Below are 15,949 nucleotides of genomic sequence, written 5' to 3'. Positions count from 1 at the left end.
CGCCGGAGTTCGCTCGCTATCGCCGACCGAGCGCGCCACCGCCGTCGCGGGAGACGCCGACGAACTTCCGGCGACTCCTTCGCTTGCGCTCAGTCGTGCCGGAAGCACCTGCTTCCGGTGAAGACCATCGCTATCCCGTGTTCGTCGGCGGCCTCGATTACGTCGTCGTCGTTGACCGACCCGCCGGGTTGAATCACGGCTTCGATGCCCGCCTCGGCCGCCGCTTCGATGGCGTCCGGGAACGGGAAGAAGGCGTCCGAGGCCATCACCGCGCCCTCGGCGGACTTGCCTTCGGCGTCCTTCCCGGCCTTCATCTTCGCAATCTCCACGGCGTCCACTCGCGAGACCTGTCCCGCGCCGACGCCGACCGTCTCGGTTCCGTCGGCGAACAGGATGGCGTTGGACTTGACGTGCTTGATGGTCTGCCACGCGAACAGCAGGGACTCGTACTGGTCGTCGGTGGGTTCGTTCTGGGTGACGACCTCCAACTCGTCGCGGGTCGGCGCTTGCAGGTCGCGCTCTTGGACGAGTCGCCCGCCAACGAGGTCCTTCTCGGTCGTCGTCTCGGAAATCTCGCCGAAGCTCTCCTCGTCTCCCACGTCCAGCACGCGCAGGTTGTCCTTCTCGAAGAGGGTATCGAGCGCCGCGTCGGTGTACCCCGGCGCGACCACGACTTCCTTGAACGAGTCGATAACCTGCTCGGCGGTGGTCTCGTCGCACTCGCGGTTCAGCGCGACGATGCCGCCGAACGCGCTCTTGGGGTCGGTGGCGAGCGCCCGGTCGTAGGCCTCCGCCAGCGTCTCGGCCGTGGCGCATCCCGCCGGGTTGGTGTGCTTGATGACCGCCGCGGCCGGGCGGTCGAACTCCTTGACCAGATTCAGCGCGGCGTCGGCGTCGTTGTAGTTGTTGTAGCCCATCCCCTTCGCGCCCTCGTTCAACTGCGAGGCGTCCACGACGCTGGCCTCCTCGCAGGTCGCGTCACCGTAGAGCGCGGCGCCCTGATGGGGGTTCTCGCCGTACCGGAGGTCGGCCGCGCGGTCGGCCGTCTCGACTCGCCGGGCCGGGAACTCGCCGCCCTCGTCGCCCGAGACGCGGACCTCGCTCCGGTCGTCGGCCACCTCGACGCGACCCTCGGCGAACCACCGGACTGCGCGCGGGTAGGCTTTGAATTCGCCCTCGTAGAGGACGCGCTCTTTCAGGTCGCTCTCGTCGTCGCCGTCGTAGACCGGAATCGGCTCTTGGGTCACGACCGGTCCGGCGTCCACCTCGCTCTCTACGACCTCGCCCGCCTCGTCGGTGGCGTCGGTGACGACGTGGACCGTGCAACCCGTGGTCTTCACGCCCGCGTCCAGCACCTGCCGGTGGGCGTCCACGCCGGGGAACGACGGCAACAGCGAGGGGTGGACGTTCAGCGTCGTCGGCGTCTCGGCGAGGAACGTCTCAGAGAGGATGCGCATGTAGCCGTCGAGACACACGAGGTCGAAGTCGTACTCCGCGAGGGCCGCGACGACTCGCTGTTCGTGGTCTCGTCGGCTCTCGCCCTCGTCGCGTTCCACGACTTCCGTCGGGATACCGCGCTTCCGGGCGCTCTCCAGTACGGGCGCGTCGGCGTCGTTGGTCAGCACCACGCCGAGTTCTGCGCCGCCGGGCGACCGGTCGGCCATGTGCATCAGGTTCCGTCCGCGATTGCTGGCGAGTCCCGCGATTCGAGTCATGTTCGAATCCCCGCCAGCGGAGGAAAAAGGCATTGCGGTCTCGACCGAGCATGTGTGCAAGAACGAGCATACTTTTCGCCAGTATAGTCGCTTCACCCCTGCTTGTATGCACGACTATGACGACTTCGACCGACACGCTTTTGCCCCGCGCCCGGCCAGATTCGGGCATGAACTCCCTCTACGCCGTCTCGCCGCTCGACGGACGGTACGCCGGTCGAACCGAACCCCTGCGCGAGTACGCGAGCGAGGCCGCGCTCATGCGCGCCCGCGTGCAGGTCGAAGTAGAGTACCTGCTCGCGCTGGCGGACCTCGACGCGACCCCGCTGGAACTGGGCGACGGCGAGCGCGACGCTCTCCGGGCGCTCTACGAGGAGTTCGACGCCGAGGACGCCGAACTCGTCAAGCGAATCGAGACCGAGGGGTACCGCGACTACGCCGCGACCAACCACGACGTGAAAGCCGTCGAGTACTTCGTGCGCGAGAACCTGCCCGAGAGCGCACAGGCGGCCTCGTCGTGGATTCACTTCGCGCTGACCAGCGAGGACGTGAACAACCTCGCCTACCGACTGCTGGTGAACGGCGCGGTCGAAGACGTGCTTCTGCCGGAACTCCGCGAGGTCCGGGGCGCGCTCGCGGACCTCGCCCGCGAGTACGCGGACGTGCCCATGCTCGCGCGCACCCACGGCCAACCGGCGACCCCCACGACCTTCGGCAAGGAGATGGCCGTCTTCGCCTCCCGACTCGGCCGCGCGATTGGCCGGGTCAAGGACGCCCGCGACGGACTACAGGGCAAGTTGGCGGGCGCGTCGGGCACCTACGCCGCCCACGTCGCGGCCTACCCCGACGTAGACTGGCGAGCGTTCGCCCGCGAGTTCGTGTCGGACCTCGGTCTCGAACAGGCCCCGCTGACCACGCAGGTCAACCCCTGCGACGACCTCGCGGAACTGTTCGACGCCCTGCGCGGCGCGAACAACGTCCTGCTGGACTTGGACCGGGACGCGTGGCGCTACGTCAGCGACCGGTATCTGGGGCAGGAAGCCACCGAGGGCGAGACGGGTTCGTCCACGATGCCACACAAGGTCAACCCCATCGACTTCGAGAACAGCGAGGGCAACCTCTCGAAGGCGAACGCCGACCTCGTGTTTCTGGGCGACTACGTGACCTCCTCGCGCCTCCAGCGGGACCTCTCGGACTCCACCGTCAAGCGAAACGTCGGCGCGGCGTTCGCCTACTGTCTGCTCGGGTACGTCAAGCTACGGGCCGGACTCGGCAAGGTGGTGCCCAACGAGCAGGTCATGCGCGACGACCTCGACGCGACCCCCGAAATCATCGGCGAGGCGGTCCAGACCATCCTCCGGCGGGAGGGCCACGACGACGCCTACGAGCGAGTCAAGGACCTGACGCGGGGTCGGCGCGTGACCTTGGAGGACTTCCGTGACCTCTTCGCGGACTTGGACGTTGACGAGAGGACCCGCGAGGAACTGCTGGCCCTGACGCCCGCCGGGTACACGGGCGTCGCGGGCGGGATGGTGGACGCGCTGGACGACGAGTAGCGAAATCGCGGGTGGACGCTCGGTGTATCGGACCGCCGGAATCCTCCCCCGGCGAAAACGATATATAAGCACGCGCGTACTTCGGAAGCATGACCGACAGCGTTCACTTCGCGCTCTTCTTCGCGGGCGTCTTCCTCCTGACCGGCGCAGTCGTGGTCGGCGTCGGCGCGTTCGAGTACGAGGTCACGTCGCTCGGAACCACCGACGCGGTTCCCGACGACGCGGAGACGCTGGTCTCCTACGACTCGCTGTCCGACCGCGACCAGCGCACCGTGGACCGGGCCGTCGCGGGCGAACGACTCGTCTTCCGCGACCCGAGCGACCTGCCCGGACCGCGCAAGACGAAGGGGAAAATCGCGGTCGAACGCGACGGCGAACTCCACCTGCTGACTCGCCGGGTCTTCTTCAACTGGCGGACGACGTTCGGCGCGAGCGCAGTCGGGATGGCTCTCGCGGGCGTCGCGGCAATCAGCGAAGCCATCCGGCGACACCACTTCCCGCATCGGACGCCGTTCTGGACCGCGCGGTGACGCCGCGGGGAAAACGACTTGTGACAGTCCGGATAGGTTCGGCTATGGGAAAGAGCCTCCAGTTTCTCATGCTGTTCGTCGGGTTCTGTCTCGTCGTCGGCGCGTTCGTGGCGGGCATCGGCGCGTACGAGTACGAGGTGAAGAGGGTCGATACGGTGACGGGCCAAGCCCCGGAACTCCACGAGTTCAGCCGGTACGAGGAACTCGACGGCCGCCAGAAGGAAATCGTGGACCGGGCAATCGCGGGCGAGGCGGTCGCGGTCCGGCGCGCCGACCAACTGCCGGGCAAGCGCGAGAAGATGGGGAAGTTGGGCGTGGACAAGGACGACACGTACTACGTCCTGACCCGGCGGATGTTCTTCAACTGGCGGACGACGTTCGGGAAGGCGTCGATAGGAATGGGTTCGGTCGGGTTCGCGCTCACGTCGGAGGCGGTCCGCCGACGCCAGTTTCCCGACCGGCCGGTGTACTGGGTGCGGTTGTAGTCCGCTCGCGGCGGGCGCGCGTCGTCAGTAGTTGACCTTGACGTTGAAGGTGTGCTTGAGGTAGTAGGTGTCGGAGGTCCACCCGCCCTGATAGAACGTCCCCTTCGAGACGAGGTCCATCAGGTCGTACTGGCCGCTACCGGCGGCCTCTTGGTCTATCCAGCAGGAACTGCCGGGCTTCATGCCGTTGGTGTTCTGGCGGGCGTCGTCGCTGTTGAACTCCTCGTCCCACGTCGCGTAGTTGCCGCTGGGACTGGAGTTGTCGATGGTCGTGACCGCCGGTTGGGTGTAACTCCACCCGAGGTCCGCACCGCTGGTGCCGACCGAGACCTTGATGCTCTGGCTACCGTCGTGAGTGCCCAGCGGGTCGTACTCGTTGAGGTCGGCGTTGCCCATGTCGTTCTGACTCCAGTCGTGTTTGGGTTCGCCGACGTGGTTCACCCAGTCGGAACCGTACTTCTGGATGCCCGGTTCCATCACGAAGAAGTGCTTGACGGCGTAGGCGTCTTGGGTCGAGTCGCCGTCGCTCCCCAACTGCTTGAGGTCGAGGTTGTTGGTGACGCAACCGTACGGGTCCGAACAGTAGTCGGCCTCGTCGTGGAGGATGTTGTCCCACGAGGACTGGGTGGTCACGTCGTCGGTACTCACTGTCGAAGTCCGGTCGAACGCGCGGGCGCGGTCGGCGGCCTTGCCGTGGAGTCGGCCAGCGGACCCGGCGTCACCCGCGATACCGGTGTACTGGTGGGGAACGCCGTTCTGGTCGAGTTTGTAGGCGTACGAGACGACGGTGCCGTCCTCGGGGTCGGGGTCCGAGACGACCGGCGTCACGTCGAGGTCGCCGCCGCGGGCGTTGTACTCCGCGAGCGCGGACTGGCGAATCTCCCGGATGCGGTCGGCCGAGATGCCGTTCGAGAAGTCGGCCTTGGCGACGTGGGCGTCGCTTTCGGCGGGACCGCGGGCGCTCGCCGCCGCGGGAATCGTCGCGGCTCCGAGGGCTACCCCGGTCGCGCGCAGGAACGTTCGTCGGTCGGTGCGGTTCGAGCTGGACGAATCGTCTGACATGATTCAAGGCAATTTTTGCACCTGTAAAACTTATAATTAACTACTCTAGTTGTTGTTAATTCTTCGGAGGTAGCGGGGTCGAAACCCACGGTGGGCGAGGGGGCGGAAGCGGAGCGCTATCGTTCGAACCAATCGGACCCGGCCGAATCACGACCGCACTACACCACGACCGCACTACACCACGACCACACTACACCACGACCGCACTACACCGTGACTCACTGCGTTCGTCACGGCCACCCTCCTGATGGGCGTGACCGCACCGCGGTCACGCCCGCACGCCCGGGCATCTTCGACCATTTATAGCTAGTTTAAAACTATCTACAGATGTGTCTAAGGCGTATTTGGATTCCTAAGAGACGTTCGAATCCTGCCGAAACACGTTCGAGCCTTACTCTAGAAGGTCCGCCAGCGCCGTCTCGATGGCGTCGGCCGCGCGAGTCACGTCCGCGGTGCGAACGTACTCGCGCGGCGCGTGGGCCACCGCGCCCTCGTCGTCGGCCAGCGACCCCGGCCCGAACACCACCGTCGGGGCCACCTCCGCGAAGTACGACGCCTCGGTCGCGGCACCGAACGGTCGGACCGCCCCGTCGCTGGCCGCCCGGAGCGTCTCGACCAGTCGGGAGTCGGTCGGCGTCTCGAACGCCGCCAGAAACGGCGTCGTCCGGTCGGCCAGCGCCACCGACACCTCGACGGGTCGCTCGGTCGAGACGCGGGCTTGGAGATGGTCCTCCAGCGCCGACCGGAAGCCCTCGGCGGACTCCGGCGGGACGCTCCGGCGGTCCACGACGAACGAACACGTCGCGGGCACCTGATTCGTGGCGGTGCCGCCCTCGATGGTCGTCGGCGTCAGCGTGGCCGCCCCGAGCGCATCGCTCGACTCCGGGCGGTCCGCCCGGTCGTCGAACGAGTCGAGCGCCGCGAGCAGGTCCCCGGCCGCCCGGACCGCGTTGACCCCCGCCTGCGGTTCGGCGGCGTGAGCGTTCGCGCCCCGTACTGTGACCGTGGCCTGAAACCGACCCTTGGCGGCGTTGCACACGTCGAGTTCCGTGGGTTCGCCCACGATAACCGCGTCGGGTTCGGGGTCGAAGTCGAGCGCCGCGGCCCCCGTCGAGTTCGTCTCCTCGTCGGGCGTGACCGCGAGCGTCACCCGGCCGCGTTCGACCCGCGCGCCGAGAAACGCCGCGAGCATCGCCGCCAGCGGTCCCTTCGCGTCGCAGGACCCCCGGCCGCGGATGGTGTCGTCGTCGGTCCCGCGGCCCTCCCGCGAGAAGGAGACGTGGGGCGGCACGGTGTCGATGTGGGTGTTCAGGACGACGTGGGGTCCCTCGCGGCCCGACTCGCGCACTGCCAGCGTGTTCCCGGCGTCGTCCACCGACACCGACACGTCGGCGTCCGCGCTTTCGAGCGTCTCGACCAACAGGTCGCGCATCGCGGTCACGTCCTCGTGGGAGGGAGTCCGGACCGCGCGTTCGAGGAAGTCGATGGGGTCGAAGCTCATGCCTCGCGGACCTGTCGAGGTCCGGGTGTCGAAGCCACCTCGCCCTCGAACTCGCGTTCGGCCGGACCCGTCAGGGTCGCCCGGCCGCCTTGGTACGACACGTCGAGTCGGCCGCCCGGGGGGAAGACCGCCACGTCGTCAGCGTCGAGTCGGCCGAGTCGTCGCGCGACCACCGCGATTGCGACCGCTCCGGTGCCGCACGCTCGGGTCTCGCCCTCGACGCCGCGCTCGAAGGTCCGCTGGTCGAAGCCTCCGTCGCCCTCTCGCTCGCTCCGAGGGGACGCGAACGTGACGTTCGCGCCCTCGGGGAAGGCGTCGGCGTGCCGAATTTCGGGAGCGACCGCTTCGAGGTCCACCTCGGCCACGTCCTCGACGAACGCGACGGCGTGGGGGACGCCGGTGTTCACCGCGGTCACTTCGATACCCGCGACCGACTCCTGTACCAGCGGTTCGTCGTAGTCGGACGCGAGGGGCACGCACCCCGGCGCGAACGACGGTTCGCCCATCTCGATGGTCACGCCGTCGTCGCGGACTTCCGCCCGGCGCGTGCCCGCCTGCGTGTCGAGCATGATTTCGTCCGCGCCGGTCCGCTCGGCGGCCCACTTCGCGGCGCACCGAGCGCCGTTACCGCACATCTCCGCGGTCGAACCGTCGGGTTGGACCAGCGTCATCACCGCACGCGGCGGCGAGAACTGGTCTTCGAGCGCCAGAAACAGCGTCCCGTCGGCCCCGACCGACTCGCGGGTCGCGCCGGTCGCTTCGCCGCCGTCGGTACTCACCCCGTCGCCCCGGTCGCACACTTCCCGAGCGAACGCCCGCCTGTCGGGAACGTACTCGCTCGCGTCTACTACTACGAAATCGTTGCCACTGCCGTGAAACTTCTCGTACTCGATGCTCATGGTTCGTCCTCCGGTTCGACCGCCGTCACGTCCGCAATCGTCTCGCGCCGTCGCGCCACGCGCGCCGAGTCGTCTTCGAGGACGACCGACGCCGGACGCGGGCGGGAGTTGTACTGACTCGCCATCTCGTAGCCGTAGGCCCCGGCGTTGCCGACCGCCAGCAGGTCGCCGCGCTCGGGGTCGGGCAACCAGTGGTCGCCGAAGGTGTCGGCGCTCTCGCACACCGGCCCGGCGACCGACACCTCGCGGACCGGGCGACTCTCGGCGTCGGGGGCCAGACTCCGGAGTTCGTGGTGGGCGTCGTAGATTGCGGGCCGGGCGAGGGCGGTCATTCCCGCGCTGACGCCGACCGCGACGCCCTCCGGAACTTCCTTGACCGTGTTGACCTCGGTCAGCAGGACCCCGGCGTCGGCGACGAGGTAGCGGCCGGGTTCGACCGCGAGGGTCGCCTCGACCTCGCCCAACGCCTCGCGGGTCGCCTCGGCGACCGCTTGCACGTCGAGGGGGTCGTCGTCCGGCCGGTAGGGGACCCCGAAGCCACCGCCCACGTCCACGAAGTCGAGGTCCACGCCGCGGTCGGCGACTTCGCGCGCCAACTCGCCCATCCGCGAGACGAGTTCCCGGTGGGCCGAGAGGTCCTCGCCCGAGATGCCGCTTCCGGCGTGGGCGTGGAGACCGACCACCTCGAAGTCGCCCGCGGCGTCCTCAGACAGGTCGCCCGCCCGGTCGTAGGGCACGCCGAACTTGGCGTCCGCGCCGGTCGCCACCTTTTCGTGGTGGCCCGCGCCCACGCCGGGATTGACTCGCAGGCACACCCGGCCGTCGTACCCGCGTTCGGCGAGTCTGTCGAGGGTGTCGGCCGCGCCCGCCGTAATCGTCAGGTCCGGGTGTTCGTCGGCGAGTCCGACCGCCACGTCCAAATCGCGCGCTGGCGGGTTGACCGCGGTGTAGTGGACGCGCGAACCCTCGACGCCCGCGTCGAGGGTTCGCGCGAGTTCACCCGCAGACGCACACTCGACGCCCGCGCCCTCGTCCGCGAGCGCGCGCACGACCGGCCGGGCGGTGTTGGCTTTCGCGGCGTAGTACACGTCGGCGTCGGGGAACGCCTCGGCCATCCGGCGGTAGTTCTCCCGAACGCGGGTCAAATCGAGGGCGTACACCGGCGTCCCGTACTCGTCGGCCACGTCCCGGAGTCGGTCGGCCGACCAGTCGTCGAGGCGTCGAATCGGCGGGTTACGGGTCTTCGTGGCGTTCATTCTCGCAGGGCCTCCTCGCGTTCGACGCCTTCGAGGGTGGTCTCCTCCACGTCCATCGCCACGACCGCGGGCTTGTAGGCCCCGCCCTCGAACAGGTCGTGGTCGCCGACCGACGACTCCACGAACCGGGTGAACGCCCGGCGCTCTGGCGGGAGGTGGCCGTAGACGACTTCCTCCTCTACGAGGTCGTAGACCGGAATCCGGGGCGTGAGAAGGGTGTTCTCGGCGACCACGGAGTTCTCGCCCACGACGAACCCCGAGGTGACGCGACACCCCGCGCCGAGCGAGGCCCCGTCTTCTACGACGACCGGCGCGTCTTCGACCGGTTCGAGGACGCCGCCGACGAGGGTGTTCGCGCCCAACTTCACGTCCGCGCCGATTTGGGCGCACGACCCCACGGTGTCACAGGAGTCCACGAGGGTTCCGTCGCCGACGTGCGCGCCGACGTTGACGAAACTCGGACTCATCAGGATGCAATCACTGCCGACGTAGGCCCCGCGCCGCAGGACCGTCCCGTCGGGAGTGTTGCGGGTGCCGCGAGTCGGCAAGTCACCGGTCTCGCGCAGGGGTAACACGTCGTGGTAGGTCACGTCGCCGTACTCCCGCCCCGAAATCTCGCGCAGGCCGAAGTTCAGCAGGATGCCCCGCTTGACCCACTCGTTGGACTGCCACGCGCCGTCTCGCTTCTCGGCCGCCCGGACCTCGCCGGTTTCGAGTGCGTCGAGGAAGTCCTCGAGCGCGTCGAGTTCCTCGCGGCTTGCAGAGTCGGCCGAGAGGTCGCCGTCGTCGTATCGGTGCCACAGGTCTTCGATGTCGGATTCCAGACTCATCGTCGGTCACTCCCTTCGATTGCTTCTTGCCCTGCCACTACGTCCGCGAAGTCGTACCAGCCGGGGTCCCGGCCTGCGAGCCAAACCGCCGCGTCCACTGCTCCCTCGGCGAAGACGCCGCGGTCCTCGGCGCGGTGGGTGAGTCGGACCTCCTCGTGGTTGCCAGCCAGCAGGACTTCGTGTTCGCCGGTGATGGCCCCCGCACGGCGGGCGTGGACGCCGATTTCTCCCGCTTCGCGGGGGCTTCTCCTTCTCGGCCGTGGACGCGCGCGCCGGAGTCGGCGCGCGCGTCCTCTACGGTCTCCAGAATCGTCTTGGCGGTCCCGCTCGGGGCGTCGCGTTTGCGGTTGTGGTGGGTCTCGGTAATCTCTACGTCGTAGCCCGGCAGGTCGGCGACCGCGGACTCGACCGCCGACAGCAGGGCGTGGACGCCGCGGCCGAAGTTCGAGGCCTTCAGGACGGGCGCGTACTCGGCGAGTTCCCGGAGCGCCTGCTCGCCCTCGTCGTCGAATCCGGTCGTTCCCACCACGCTTGCGACTCCGGCCTCGGCCGCGACTGCGACGTAGTTCTGACTGCTCGCGGGACCTGTGAAGTCCACGACGGCATCGGGGTCGCGTTCGGCGAGCAGTCGGTCGAACTCGCAGGCCGGTTCGACCGGGACGCCCGCGACCGACGCCGACCTGTCGGCGTCTCCGTCGGCCGACTCCGCCCCGGAAGGGTCGGGGTCGCGGTTGACTGCGAGCGCGACGGTCACGTCCTCGCGTTCGCTCGCGGCCGCGAGGACTGCCTGACCCATCCGACCGGTCGCGCCGGTTACTGCGATAGCTACGCTCATTGCTATATTCCAGCGGGTCGCCCCTCTAACTCACCGAGGATTCCCGCAAGTTCTGCCCGCGGTTCCGCCGAGAGGCGGGTCAGCGGCGAGCGCAGGCGCGCCGGGCCGTAGCCCCGAATCTCCATCGCCTCCTTGACCGGGATGGGGTTGGTCTCGGAGAACAGCGCGCGGACCAGCGGCGCGAGTTCCTCGTGAATCCCGCGGGCCTCGGAGTAGTCGCCCGACAGCGCCGCCTCGACCAGCGCCGCGGTGCGCTCGGGTTCGACGTTCGCCGAGACGCTGATGGTGCCGGTCGCGCCGAGCGACAGCAACGGGAGCGTGAGGAAGTCGTCGCCCGAGAGAACCGAGAAGTTCTCCTCGCGGGTGCGCTCTATCACCTCGCCGATTCGGTTCAGGTCGCCGCTTGCGGCCTTGTAACCCGCGATGTTCTCGTGTTCGGCGAGCGAAGCGACGGTCTCGACGGCGACGTTGCGCCCGGTTCTGGACGGGACGTTGTAGACGATTTGTGGCAGGTCAACCTCGTCGGCGACGGTCCGGTAGTGGTTCTCCATCCCCTCGGGTTCGGGCTTGTTGTAGTACGGCGAGATGAGAAGCAGGGCGTCGGCCCCGGCGTCCGCAGAGCGCCGCGAGAGTTCGAGGGCCTCGCGAGTGGAGTTGCTTCCGGAACCCGCGATGACCGGAACGTCCACGGCGTCGGTGACTGCTTCCACGACTTCGACGTGTTCGTCGTGGGTCAGAGTCGCGCTCTCGCCGGTCGAACCGACCGCCAGCAGGCCGCCTACGCCCGCGTCCGCGAGTCGCCGGGCGTCTGCGCGAAGTTGCTCGAAGTCGATACTGTCGTCGGAGTCGAAGGGGGTCGTCATCGCCGGGTAGACCCCACTGAAGGGTTCGTCGGTACGTGTCATGTTGCGTCGTGTTCGGGACTGGTCGGCGCGCGGTGCAGAACGAGTACGGCCAACGACGGGTCGCCACGCCGCCGAGGACCTATCAGTAACCGGGTTTTGTGCGTTTCAGCCCCGAAAAACCGACCGACCCGCCAGTGGCCGAAAAAGCGCGTCCGACCGCGGCGGCGTCGGCGTGCATACTCGTCTCACTAACCGCCGCGAACTTAGTCTTTGCGCAGGGTGCGATACCTGCCTCACGTCGGTGTTCGTACTATATTTTCCCGACATGACGGGCTTCGTCTGGGAGGACTCACTCTCGGTCGTCCGTTACGGATGGCTCCGCGAGGTCGTCGCTCGCCCGCAGACTGGGAACTAAACCGCGATACGATGGGCGCAGTAGACCCGCTATCGGCACGACGATTTCGTCCGTGATTCCCTCCTCCAGATGGGCACGGAAGTCGGAGGATACGGTGTTGTAACCGTCGTCTTTCCACTTTTCTAACACGGACTCGAACTCCTCTCTGTTTCCCTTGACAATAACGAGAAACTGACATTCGATGGTGCCCGCGGGGTCGGCAGACCCTTCGATTTCGGCCGTGGAGGTCTCACTCTCGTACAGTTGCGCTTCAAGTTCGAAGGCGGCGACGAACGCACCGATGTCGGTTTCGTACTGCGGGTTGCTACTGTACGATATCTCGAATCTCGTCCGCGCGGGACGCGTCTGACCCGGAGAAATCTCCGAGAGAAACAAATCCAAGTCGGTGATGTGGTACTCTGTTGGTCTCATTCGTTGTTCGTCGTAGAAGTAGTGCCGTTGAACGGGCCGACGCGCCCTCTCGTTACCCCCGACTGTTCAATCGAGTTCTGTTTTCGACCGTCCGTACTCCCTCCGTCATCCGAAATATCCCGTCCGAAGCCCAGTTGGTCTCCGTCGATGACGTGTCGGTCCCGAATCGTTCGGTGTCGAGCGTCTCTCGTTCCTTGTCGAGGAGGCGGTCCGCCACGCTTCGGATTTCGGCTTTTCCGATCGCTTCCTCGACGAGGTACTCCGCCGTCGCCTCGCGGGTTCGTTTCGGGAGTTCGAACGCCGAGACGCTCTCGTCGGCCTGGAGTCGTTTCTGCACGTCGTTCCGGACGGTCTCGACGTTCCGCACCTGTCGGACGACGATTCCGGCGAGTCTGTCGAAAAGCTGGTTGTCCGAAAGGTCGAAACACGTCGAGATGTCGAGAACATCGTTGTCTAAACTTTCGAGATATTGGCGAATAGCCCTCTGGAGTTTCCGCCTCGTCTCCGTTTCGAGCGATTGTTCGTCCACCTCTATCTCCGAGCGCGACGCTTTCCGATTTTTCGCGTACTGAACCCACTCTTCGCTCTCGTTGCGGAGGTCAACCGTAATCGTGGGTTCCTCGTCCGACATAAGTGGGTCTCTTACGTTCGTATTTATCTCCGACAGTCTTATACGTTTTGTTCAGATGCGTTTCGCTCCGAACTTCGCCGCTACGTCTTCGTTCCAATCACGCGGAAGTTCGTTCGCCCGCCCGACGACGTAATTAACCACTCCTTCTATGGCCTCTGCGAACTCGTATTCGTCGGTTGCGAGCGTTCCGTACCAATCTGCAATCCGAGCGAAACCGGGGTCGTCCGTGATTCGTTCGTCGCTTTCCGCCAAGTGGCGTATCGCATCGACGTAACACAGATGTTCTGCCCTCGTGAACGACTCCTTCGTTGCGAGAAAATCGAATAACGAAGTCCGTTCCTCATCGACGTACAAGTAGATATCGCGGGGACGGACAGTCCCGATTTCGTCACCGAAAACTCGATACTCGGCGTCCCGTTCGGCGGGACTGCCGTCTTCCCGATGCTTGACGAGATGGTCGGCCGCGATAGCGATAGCCGTGCGCGGAACGTCGAGCCGAAGGACGAGGGGGCTGTAAAAGGACGTGAACGCTTCGGAGGCCGTGAAGTTCTTGAGTACGGTCGCGCGCACTTCGTACACTGGTTGCGTCTCCGCGCGGAGTGCCTGCGCGACGAGTGTCGAGGCGTTGCGCGACAGGCCGCGATACACGGTCAACTCCGACCCGACCGTCCGGTCGAGAAACGCTTGCGTCACGCAGTACAGGTCCCCGGCGACCGCGCAGTCTTCCGAATCGGGTCGGTCCGATGGAGGATTCTCTCCACGAACGTCACAATCGACCCCGAACGTCTCCTTGAACAGGTGTTCGTGACGCTGTGGATGGTCGTGTTCTCGCGGATTCGAAGAGACTTTCCAGCGGTAATGCGCGTCGAGAACTCGACAGACGTTTCGCGGGTCGTGAACGTCACCGAGCGCGCTGAGGAGGCGACACTCCTCCTTGAACGACAACGCCTCGTACTCCGCTCTTCGACCGAACTCGTCACAGAACTCCGAGCGGTAAGTCAGCGGGTCTGTATCAGCGAGGTTGAGTCCGTATTCGGCTTCGTAGTCCGTCGCACCTCTACAGTCGAAGCGCGGGGAGAGAGTACTATCACGGGCCTCTTCTGGGTCTGACACGGTTCTCTACTTTCGAGCGTGTAAACGCGGCAGTCGTATCTCTATGTTACGATATATTTCAGTCACGTCACTTCCCGCTCGAAATCATCACGCCCGGAACCGCCGCCCGAGAGTGGGTTTTATCTTTCCGACCGACGAACCGGTGATTAATGCTCGTTCTCGGAGACGCCCACGCCGACGACCCCGACAATCGGCGCGCACTGTTCGCCGCCTACCGCGAGGCCGACGCCGATGTCGCCTTGCAGTTGGGCGACCTGCTCTACTACGACCTGCCGATTCCGACCTACTTCATCGCCGGAAACAACGAGGACTTCGACACCATCGACGCCCTCCGACACGGCCGCGTCGAGAGTTCCGCGGTCACGAACGCCCACCTGCTGACCGACGAGGCGGTCGAAATCGAGGGCCTGCGCGTGGCGGGTCTCTCGGGCAACTACGCTCCGACCCAGTTCGAGCGCCCCCGCCCGAACCTACAGGGCGAGCGCCGACGCCACTTCGTCCGCGGGGACGTAGAGCGCCTGAAACAAGTCGAGGACGTGGACGTACTCCTGACCCACGAAGCGCCCCACGGCCTGCCGGTCGAGGAGTCCTACGAAGTGGGGTGTGAACACATCGACGGGTTGCTGGAGGCGCTAGAGCCACGGCTCTGCTTGGTGGGCCACCACCACGAACACGCCGAGACGACCTACGGCGACACCCGCGTCGTGAGTCTCGCCGCGGTCGGCGAACGCTACTACGACTTGAACCCCGAGACGCTGGAACTGACTTCCTATTCGACGCCTTCCTCGTAAATGCTTTGAGAATTTTCTAGATACTCTTTAGATAGATATAGATTGCTCTTAGACTTGTTGAGATTTCTTTCGGCGCCCGTGGCGCGGCGCAGTCCCGCGGCGTGGCCGACCGCACTGCGCCGTTGACTGTCGTCGTTCGCTGACTGTTGCTGTTCGCTGACTGTTGCCGTTCGTTGACTGTCGTCGTTTGCTGACTATTGCTGGTCGCTGATTGTCGTCGTTCGTTGACTGCCGCCGACCGCGAACCAGCGAGTCCGTATCTCTGGGAGCTAATCAGACCGCAACCGCACCGCCGACTGCACTATCGCCGACGCCGATGAAGACCGCAACCGCACCGCTACCGCCGACCGCAACGCAACCGCACAGCACCGCGCCCCCGTTCCTCCCCGCGTGCGTCTGCGCTCGCGCGGAACCGCAGGCGCGAGCGCAGACGCGGCGCGTCCCGTGGTCGGTGGTCCGAGCGCGGTCCGGTGGAGGGTCGGGACGGACTCCGGCAAGCCACAGCGTTTAGGTCCGTCCCCGGCGAGTATCCGGCGATGCTCGTCCTCGGAGACGCCCACGCCGATGCCGCGTTGCAGACGGGCGACCTGCCGGTCCCGACCTACTTCGTCGCCGGGAACAACGAGGACTTCGACGCCATCGACGCCCTCCGGCGCGGCGACGACCCCGCGAGCGTGACCGTCCGGAACGCCCGCCTGCTCGCCAGTACCGCGGCCGAAGTCGAGGGCCTGCGCGTGGCGGGTCTCTCGGGCAACTACGCGCCGACGAAGTACGACGAGTCGCGCGCGGACCTCGCGGGCGAGCGCCGACGCCACTTCGTCCGCGAGGACGTAGCGCGCCTGAAGCGGGTCGAAGACGTGGACGTACTCTTGACCCACGAAGCGCCCCACGGTCTGATTTACTACGGCTACGACGCTGGGTGCGAGCGAATCGACGAACTCCTCGACGCCCTCGGCCCCGACTTCTGTTTGGTCGGCCACCACGAACGCCACGCCGAAACGACCTACGGCGACACCCGCGTCGTCAGCCTCGCGCCGCGGAGTGAGTCGCCACGCTGTGGCTGACCGACCGGTCACG

The 15,949-nt window shown here is 66.4% G+C and carries 16 protein-coding genes and 1 pseudogene; 6 read left to right on the top strand and 11 right to left on the bottom strand.

The window, feature by feature from the left end; all coding sequences use genetic code 11:
* Window positions 1-89 precede the first annotated feature (89 nt).
* Window positions 90-1,715 carry a bifunctional phosphoribosylaminoimidazolecarboxamide formyltransferase/IMP cyclohydrolase gene (gene purH / locus P2T60_RS04085; RefSeq protein ID WP_276281284.1) on the bottom strand — a complete coding sequence of 542 codons (1,626 nt, stop codon included), beginning with the start codon at window positions 1,713-1,715 and terminating at the stop codon, window positions 90-92.
* Window positions 1,716-1,882: 167 nt separating this feature from the next.
* Here purH and purB point away from each other — a divergent pair, with 167 nt between their 5' ends.
* The 3 genes from purB to P2T60_RS04070 all read left to right on the top strand — a co-directional run bounded on the left by purB (window position 1,883) and on the right by P2T60_RS04070 (window position 4,283).
* Window positions 1,883-3,268: an adenylosuccinate lyase gene (gene purB, locus P2T60_RS04080; protein ID WP_276281283.1), complete on the top strand. Its 1,386-nt coding sequence runs from the start codon at window positions 1,883-1,885 to the stop codon at window positions 3,266-3,268.
* A gap of 89 nt (window positions 3,269-3,357) precedes the next feature.
* Window positions 3,358-3,798: a DUF7979 domain-containing protein gene (locus P2T60_RS04075; RefSeq protein WP_276281282.1), complete on the top strand. Its 441-nt coding sequence runs from the start codon at window positions 3,358-3,360 to the stop codon at window positions 3,796-3,798.
* Between the two features lie 44 nt (window positions 3,799-3,842).
* Window positions 3,843-4,283, top strand: a complete 441-nt coding sequence (locus P2T60_RS04070) for a DUF7979 domain-containing protein (protein ID WP_276281281.1) — start codon at window positions 3,843-3,845, stop codon at window positions 4,281-4,283.
* 24 nt (window positions 4,284-4,307) lie between these two features.
* Here P2T60_RS04070 and P2T60_RS04065 read toward each other — a convergent pair whose 3' ends face one another.
* The 10 genes and pseudogenes from P2T60_RS04065 to P2T60_RS04020 form a co-directional block, all read right to left on the bottom strand.
* Window positions 4,308-5,345, bottom strand: a complete 1,038-nt coding sequence (locus tag P2T60_RS04065) for a hypothetical protein (protein ID WP_276281280.1) — start codon at window positions 5,343-5,345, stop codon at window positions 4,308-4,310.
* Window positions 5,346-5,736: 391 nt separating this feature from the next.
* Complete coding sequence (locus P2T60_RS04060; RefSeq protein WP_276281279.1) at window positions 5,737-6,846, bottom strand: M20 family metallopeptidase; 1,110 nt, start codon at window positions 6,844-6,846, stop codon at window positions 5,737-5,739.
* Window positions 6,843-7,745: a diaminopimelate epimerase gene (dapF, locus tag P2T60_RS04055; protein ID WP_276281278.1), complete on the bottom strand. Its 903-nt coding sequence runs from the start codon at window positions 7,743-7,745 to the stop codon at window positions 6,843-6,845. Before dapF ends, P2T60_RS04060 begins: the two co-directional genes overlap by 4 nt.
* Window positions 7,742-9,001 (bottom strand): diaminopimelate decarboxylase, encoded by a 1,260-nt coding sequence (gene lysA / locus P2T60_RS04050; RefSeq protein ID WP_276281277.1) that lies wholly within the window; start codon window positions 8,999-9,001, stop codon window positions 7,742-7,744. Before lysA ends, dapF begins: the two co-directional genes overlap by 4 nt.
* Entirely contained in the window at window positions 8,998-9,831 is an 834-nt protein-coding gene (locus P2T60_RS04045; protein ID WP_276281276.1) for a 2,3,4,5-tetrahydropyridine-2,6-dicarboxylate N-succinyltransferase, read from the bottom strand. The genes lysA and P2T60_RS04045 overlap by 4 nt, the downstream gene beginning before the upstream one ends.
* Window positions 9,828-10,666, bottom strand: a pseudogene (gene dapB, locus P2T60_RS04040) (4-hydroxy-tetrahydrodipicolinate reductase). The gene P2T60_RS04045 and the pseudogene dapB overlap by 4 nt, the downstream one beginning before the upstream one ends.
* Window positions 10,667-10,668: 2 nt before the next feature.
* The gene (gene dapA, locus P2T60_RS04035) at window positions 10,669-11,571 is read right to left on the bottom strand and encodes a 4-hydroxy-tetrahydrodipicolinate synthase (protein WP_276281275.1); all 903 of its coding nucleotides are present in this window, start codon (window positions 11,569-11,571) and stop codon (window positions 10,669-10,671) included.
* A 289-nt stretch (window positions 11,572-11,860) separates the two neighbouring features.
* On the bottom strand, window positions 11,861-12,301 hold the full coding sequence (locus P2T60_RS04030) for a hypothetical protein (protein ID WP_276281274.1): 441 nt from the start codon (window positions 12,299-12,301) through the stop codon (window positions 11,861-11,863).
* A gap of 88 nt (window positions 12,302-12,389) precedes the next feature.
* Complete coding sequence (locus P2T60_RS04025) at window positions 12,390-12,968, bottom strand: hypothetical protein (protein WP_276281273.1); 579 nt, start codon at window positions 12,966-12,968, stop codon at window positions 12,390-12,392.
* Between the two features lie 51 nt (window positions 12,969-13,019).
* Window positions 13,020-13,547 (bottom strand): hypothetical protein, encoded by a 528-nt coding sequence (locus tag P2T60_RS04020; protein WP_276281272.1) that lies wholly within the window; start codon window positions 13,545-13,547, stop codon window positions 13,020-13,022.
* 225 nt (window positions 13,548-13,772) lie between these two features.
* On the opposite strand from P2T60_RS04020, the gene P2T60_RS04015 reads away from it, so the two are divergent.
* The 3 genes from P2T60_RS04015 to P2T60_RS04005 all read left to right on the top strand — a co-directional run bounded on the left by P2T60_RS04015 (window position 13,773) and on the right by P2T60_RS04005 (window position 15,936).
* On the top strand, window positions 13,773-14,078 hold the full coding sequence (locus tag P2T60_RS04015; RefSeq protein ID WP_276281271.1) for a hypothetical protein: 306 nt from the start codon (window positions 13,773-13,775) through the stop codon (window positions 14,076-14,078).
* A gap of 152 nt (window positions 14,079-14,230) precedes the next feature.
* The gene (locus tag P2T60_RS04010; RefSeq protein WP_276281270.1) at window positions 14,231-14,872 is read left to right on the top strand and encodes a metallophosphoesterase family protein; all 642 of its coding nucleotides are present in this window, start codon (window positions 14,231-14,233) and stop codon (window positions 14,870-14,872) included.
* 536 nt (window positions 14,873-15,408) lie between these two features.
* A complete protein-coding gene (locus P2T60_RS04005; protein ID WP_276281269.1) occupies window positions 15,409-15,936 on the top strand; it encodes a metallophosphoesterase family protein in 528 nt (175 codons plus the stop codon).
* The last annotated feature ends 13 nt before the right edge of the window (window positions 15,937-15,949 follow it).

It is taken from the genome of Halorussus caseinilyticus (genome assembly GCF_029338395.1).
GTDB classification, from domain to species: domain Archaea; phylum Halobacteriota; class Halobacteria; order Halobacteriales; family Haladaptataceae; genus Halorussus; species Halorussus caseinilyticus.
This window is presented reverse-complemented; position numbering and strand designations above follow the sequence as displayed.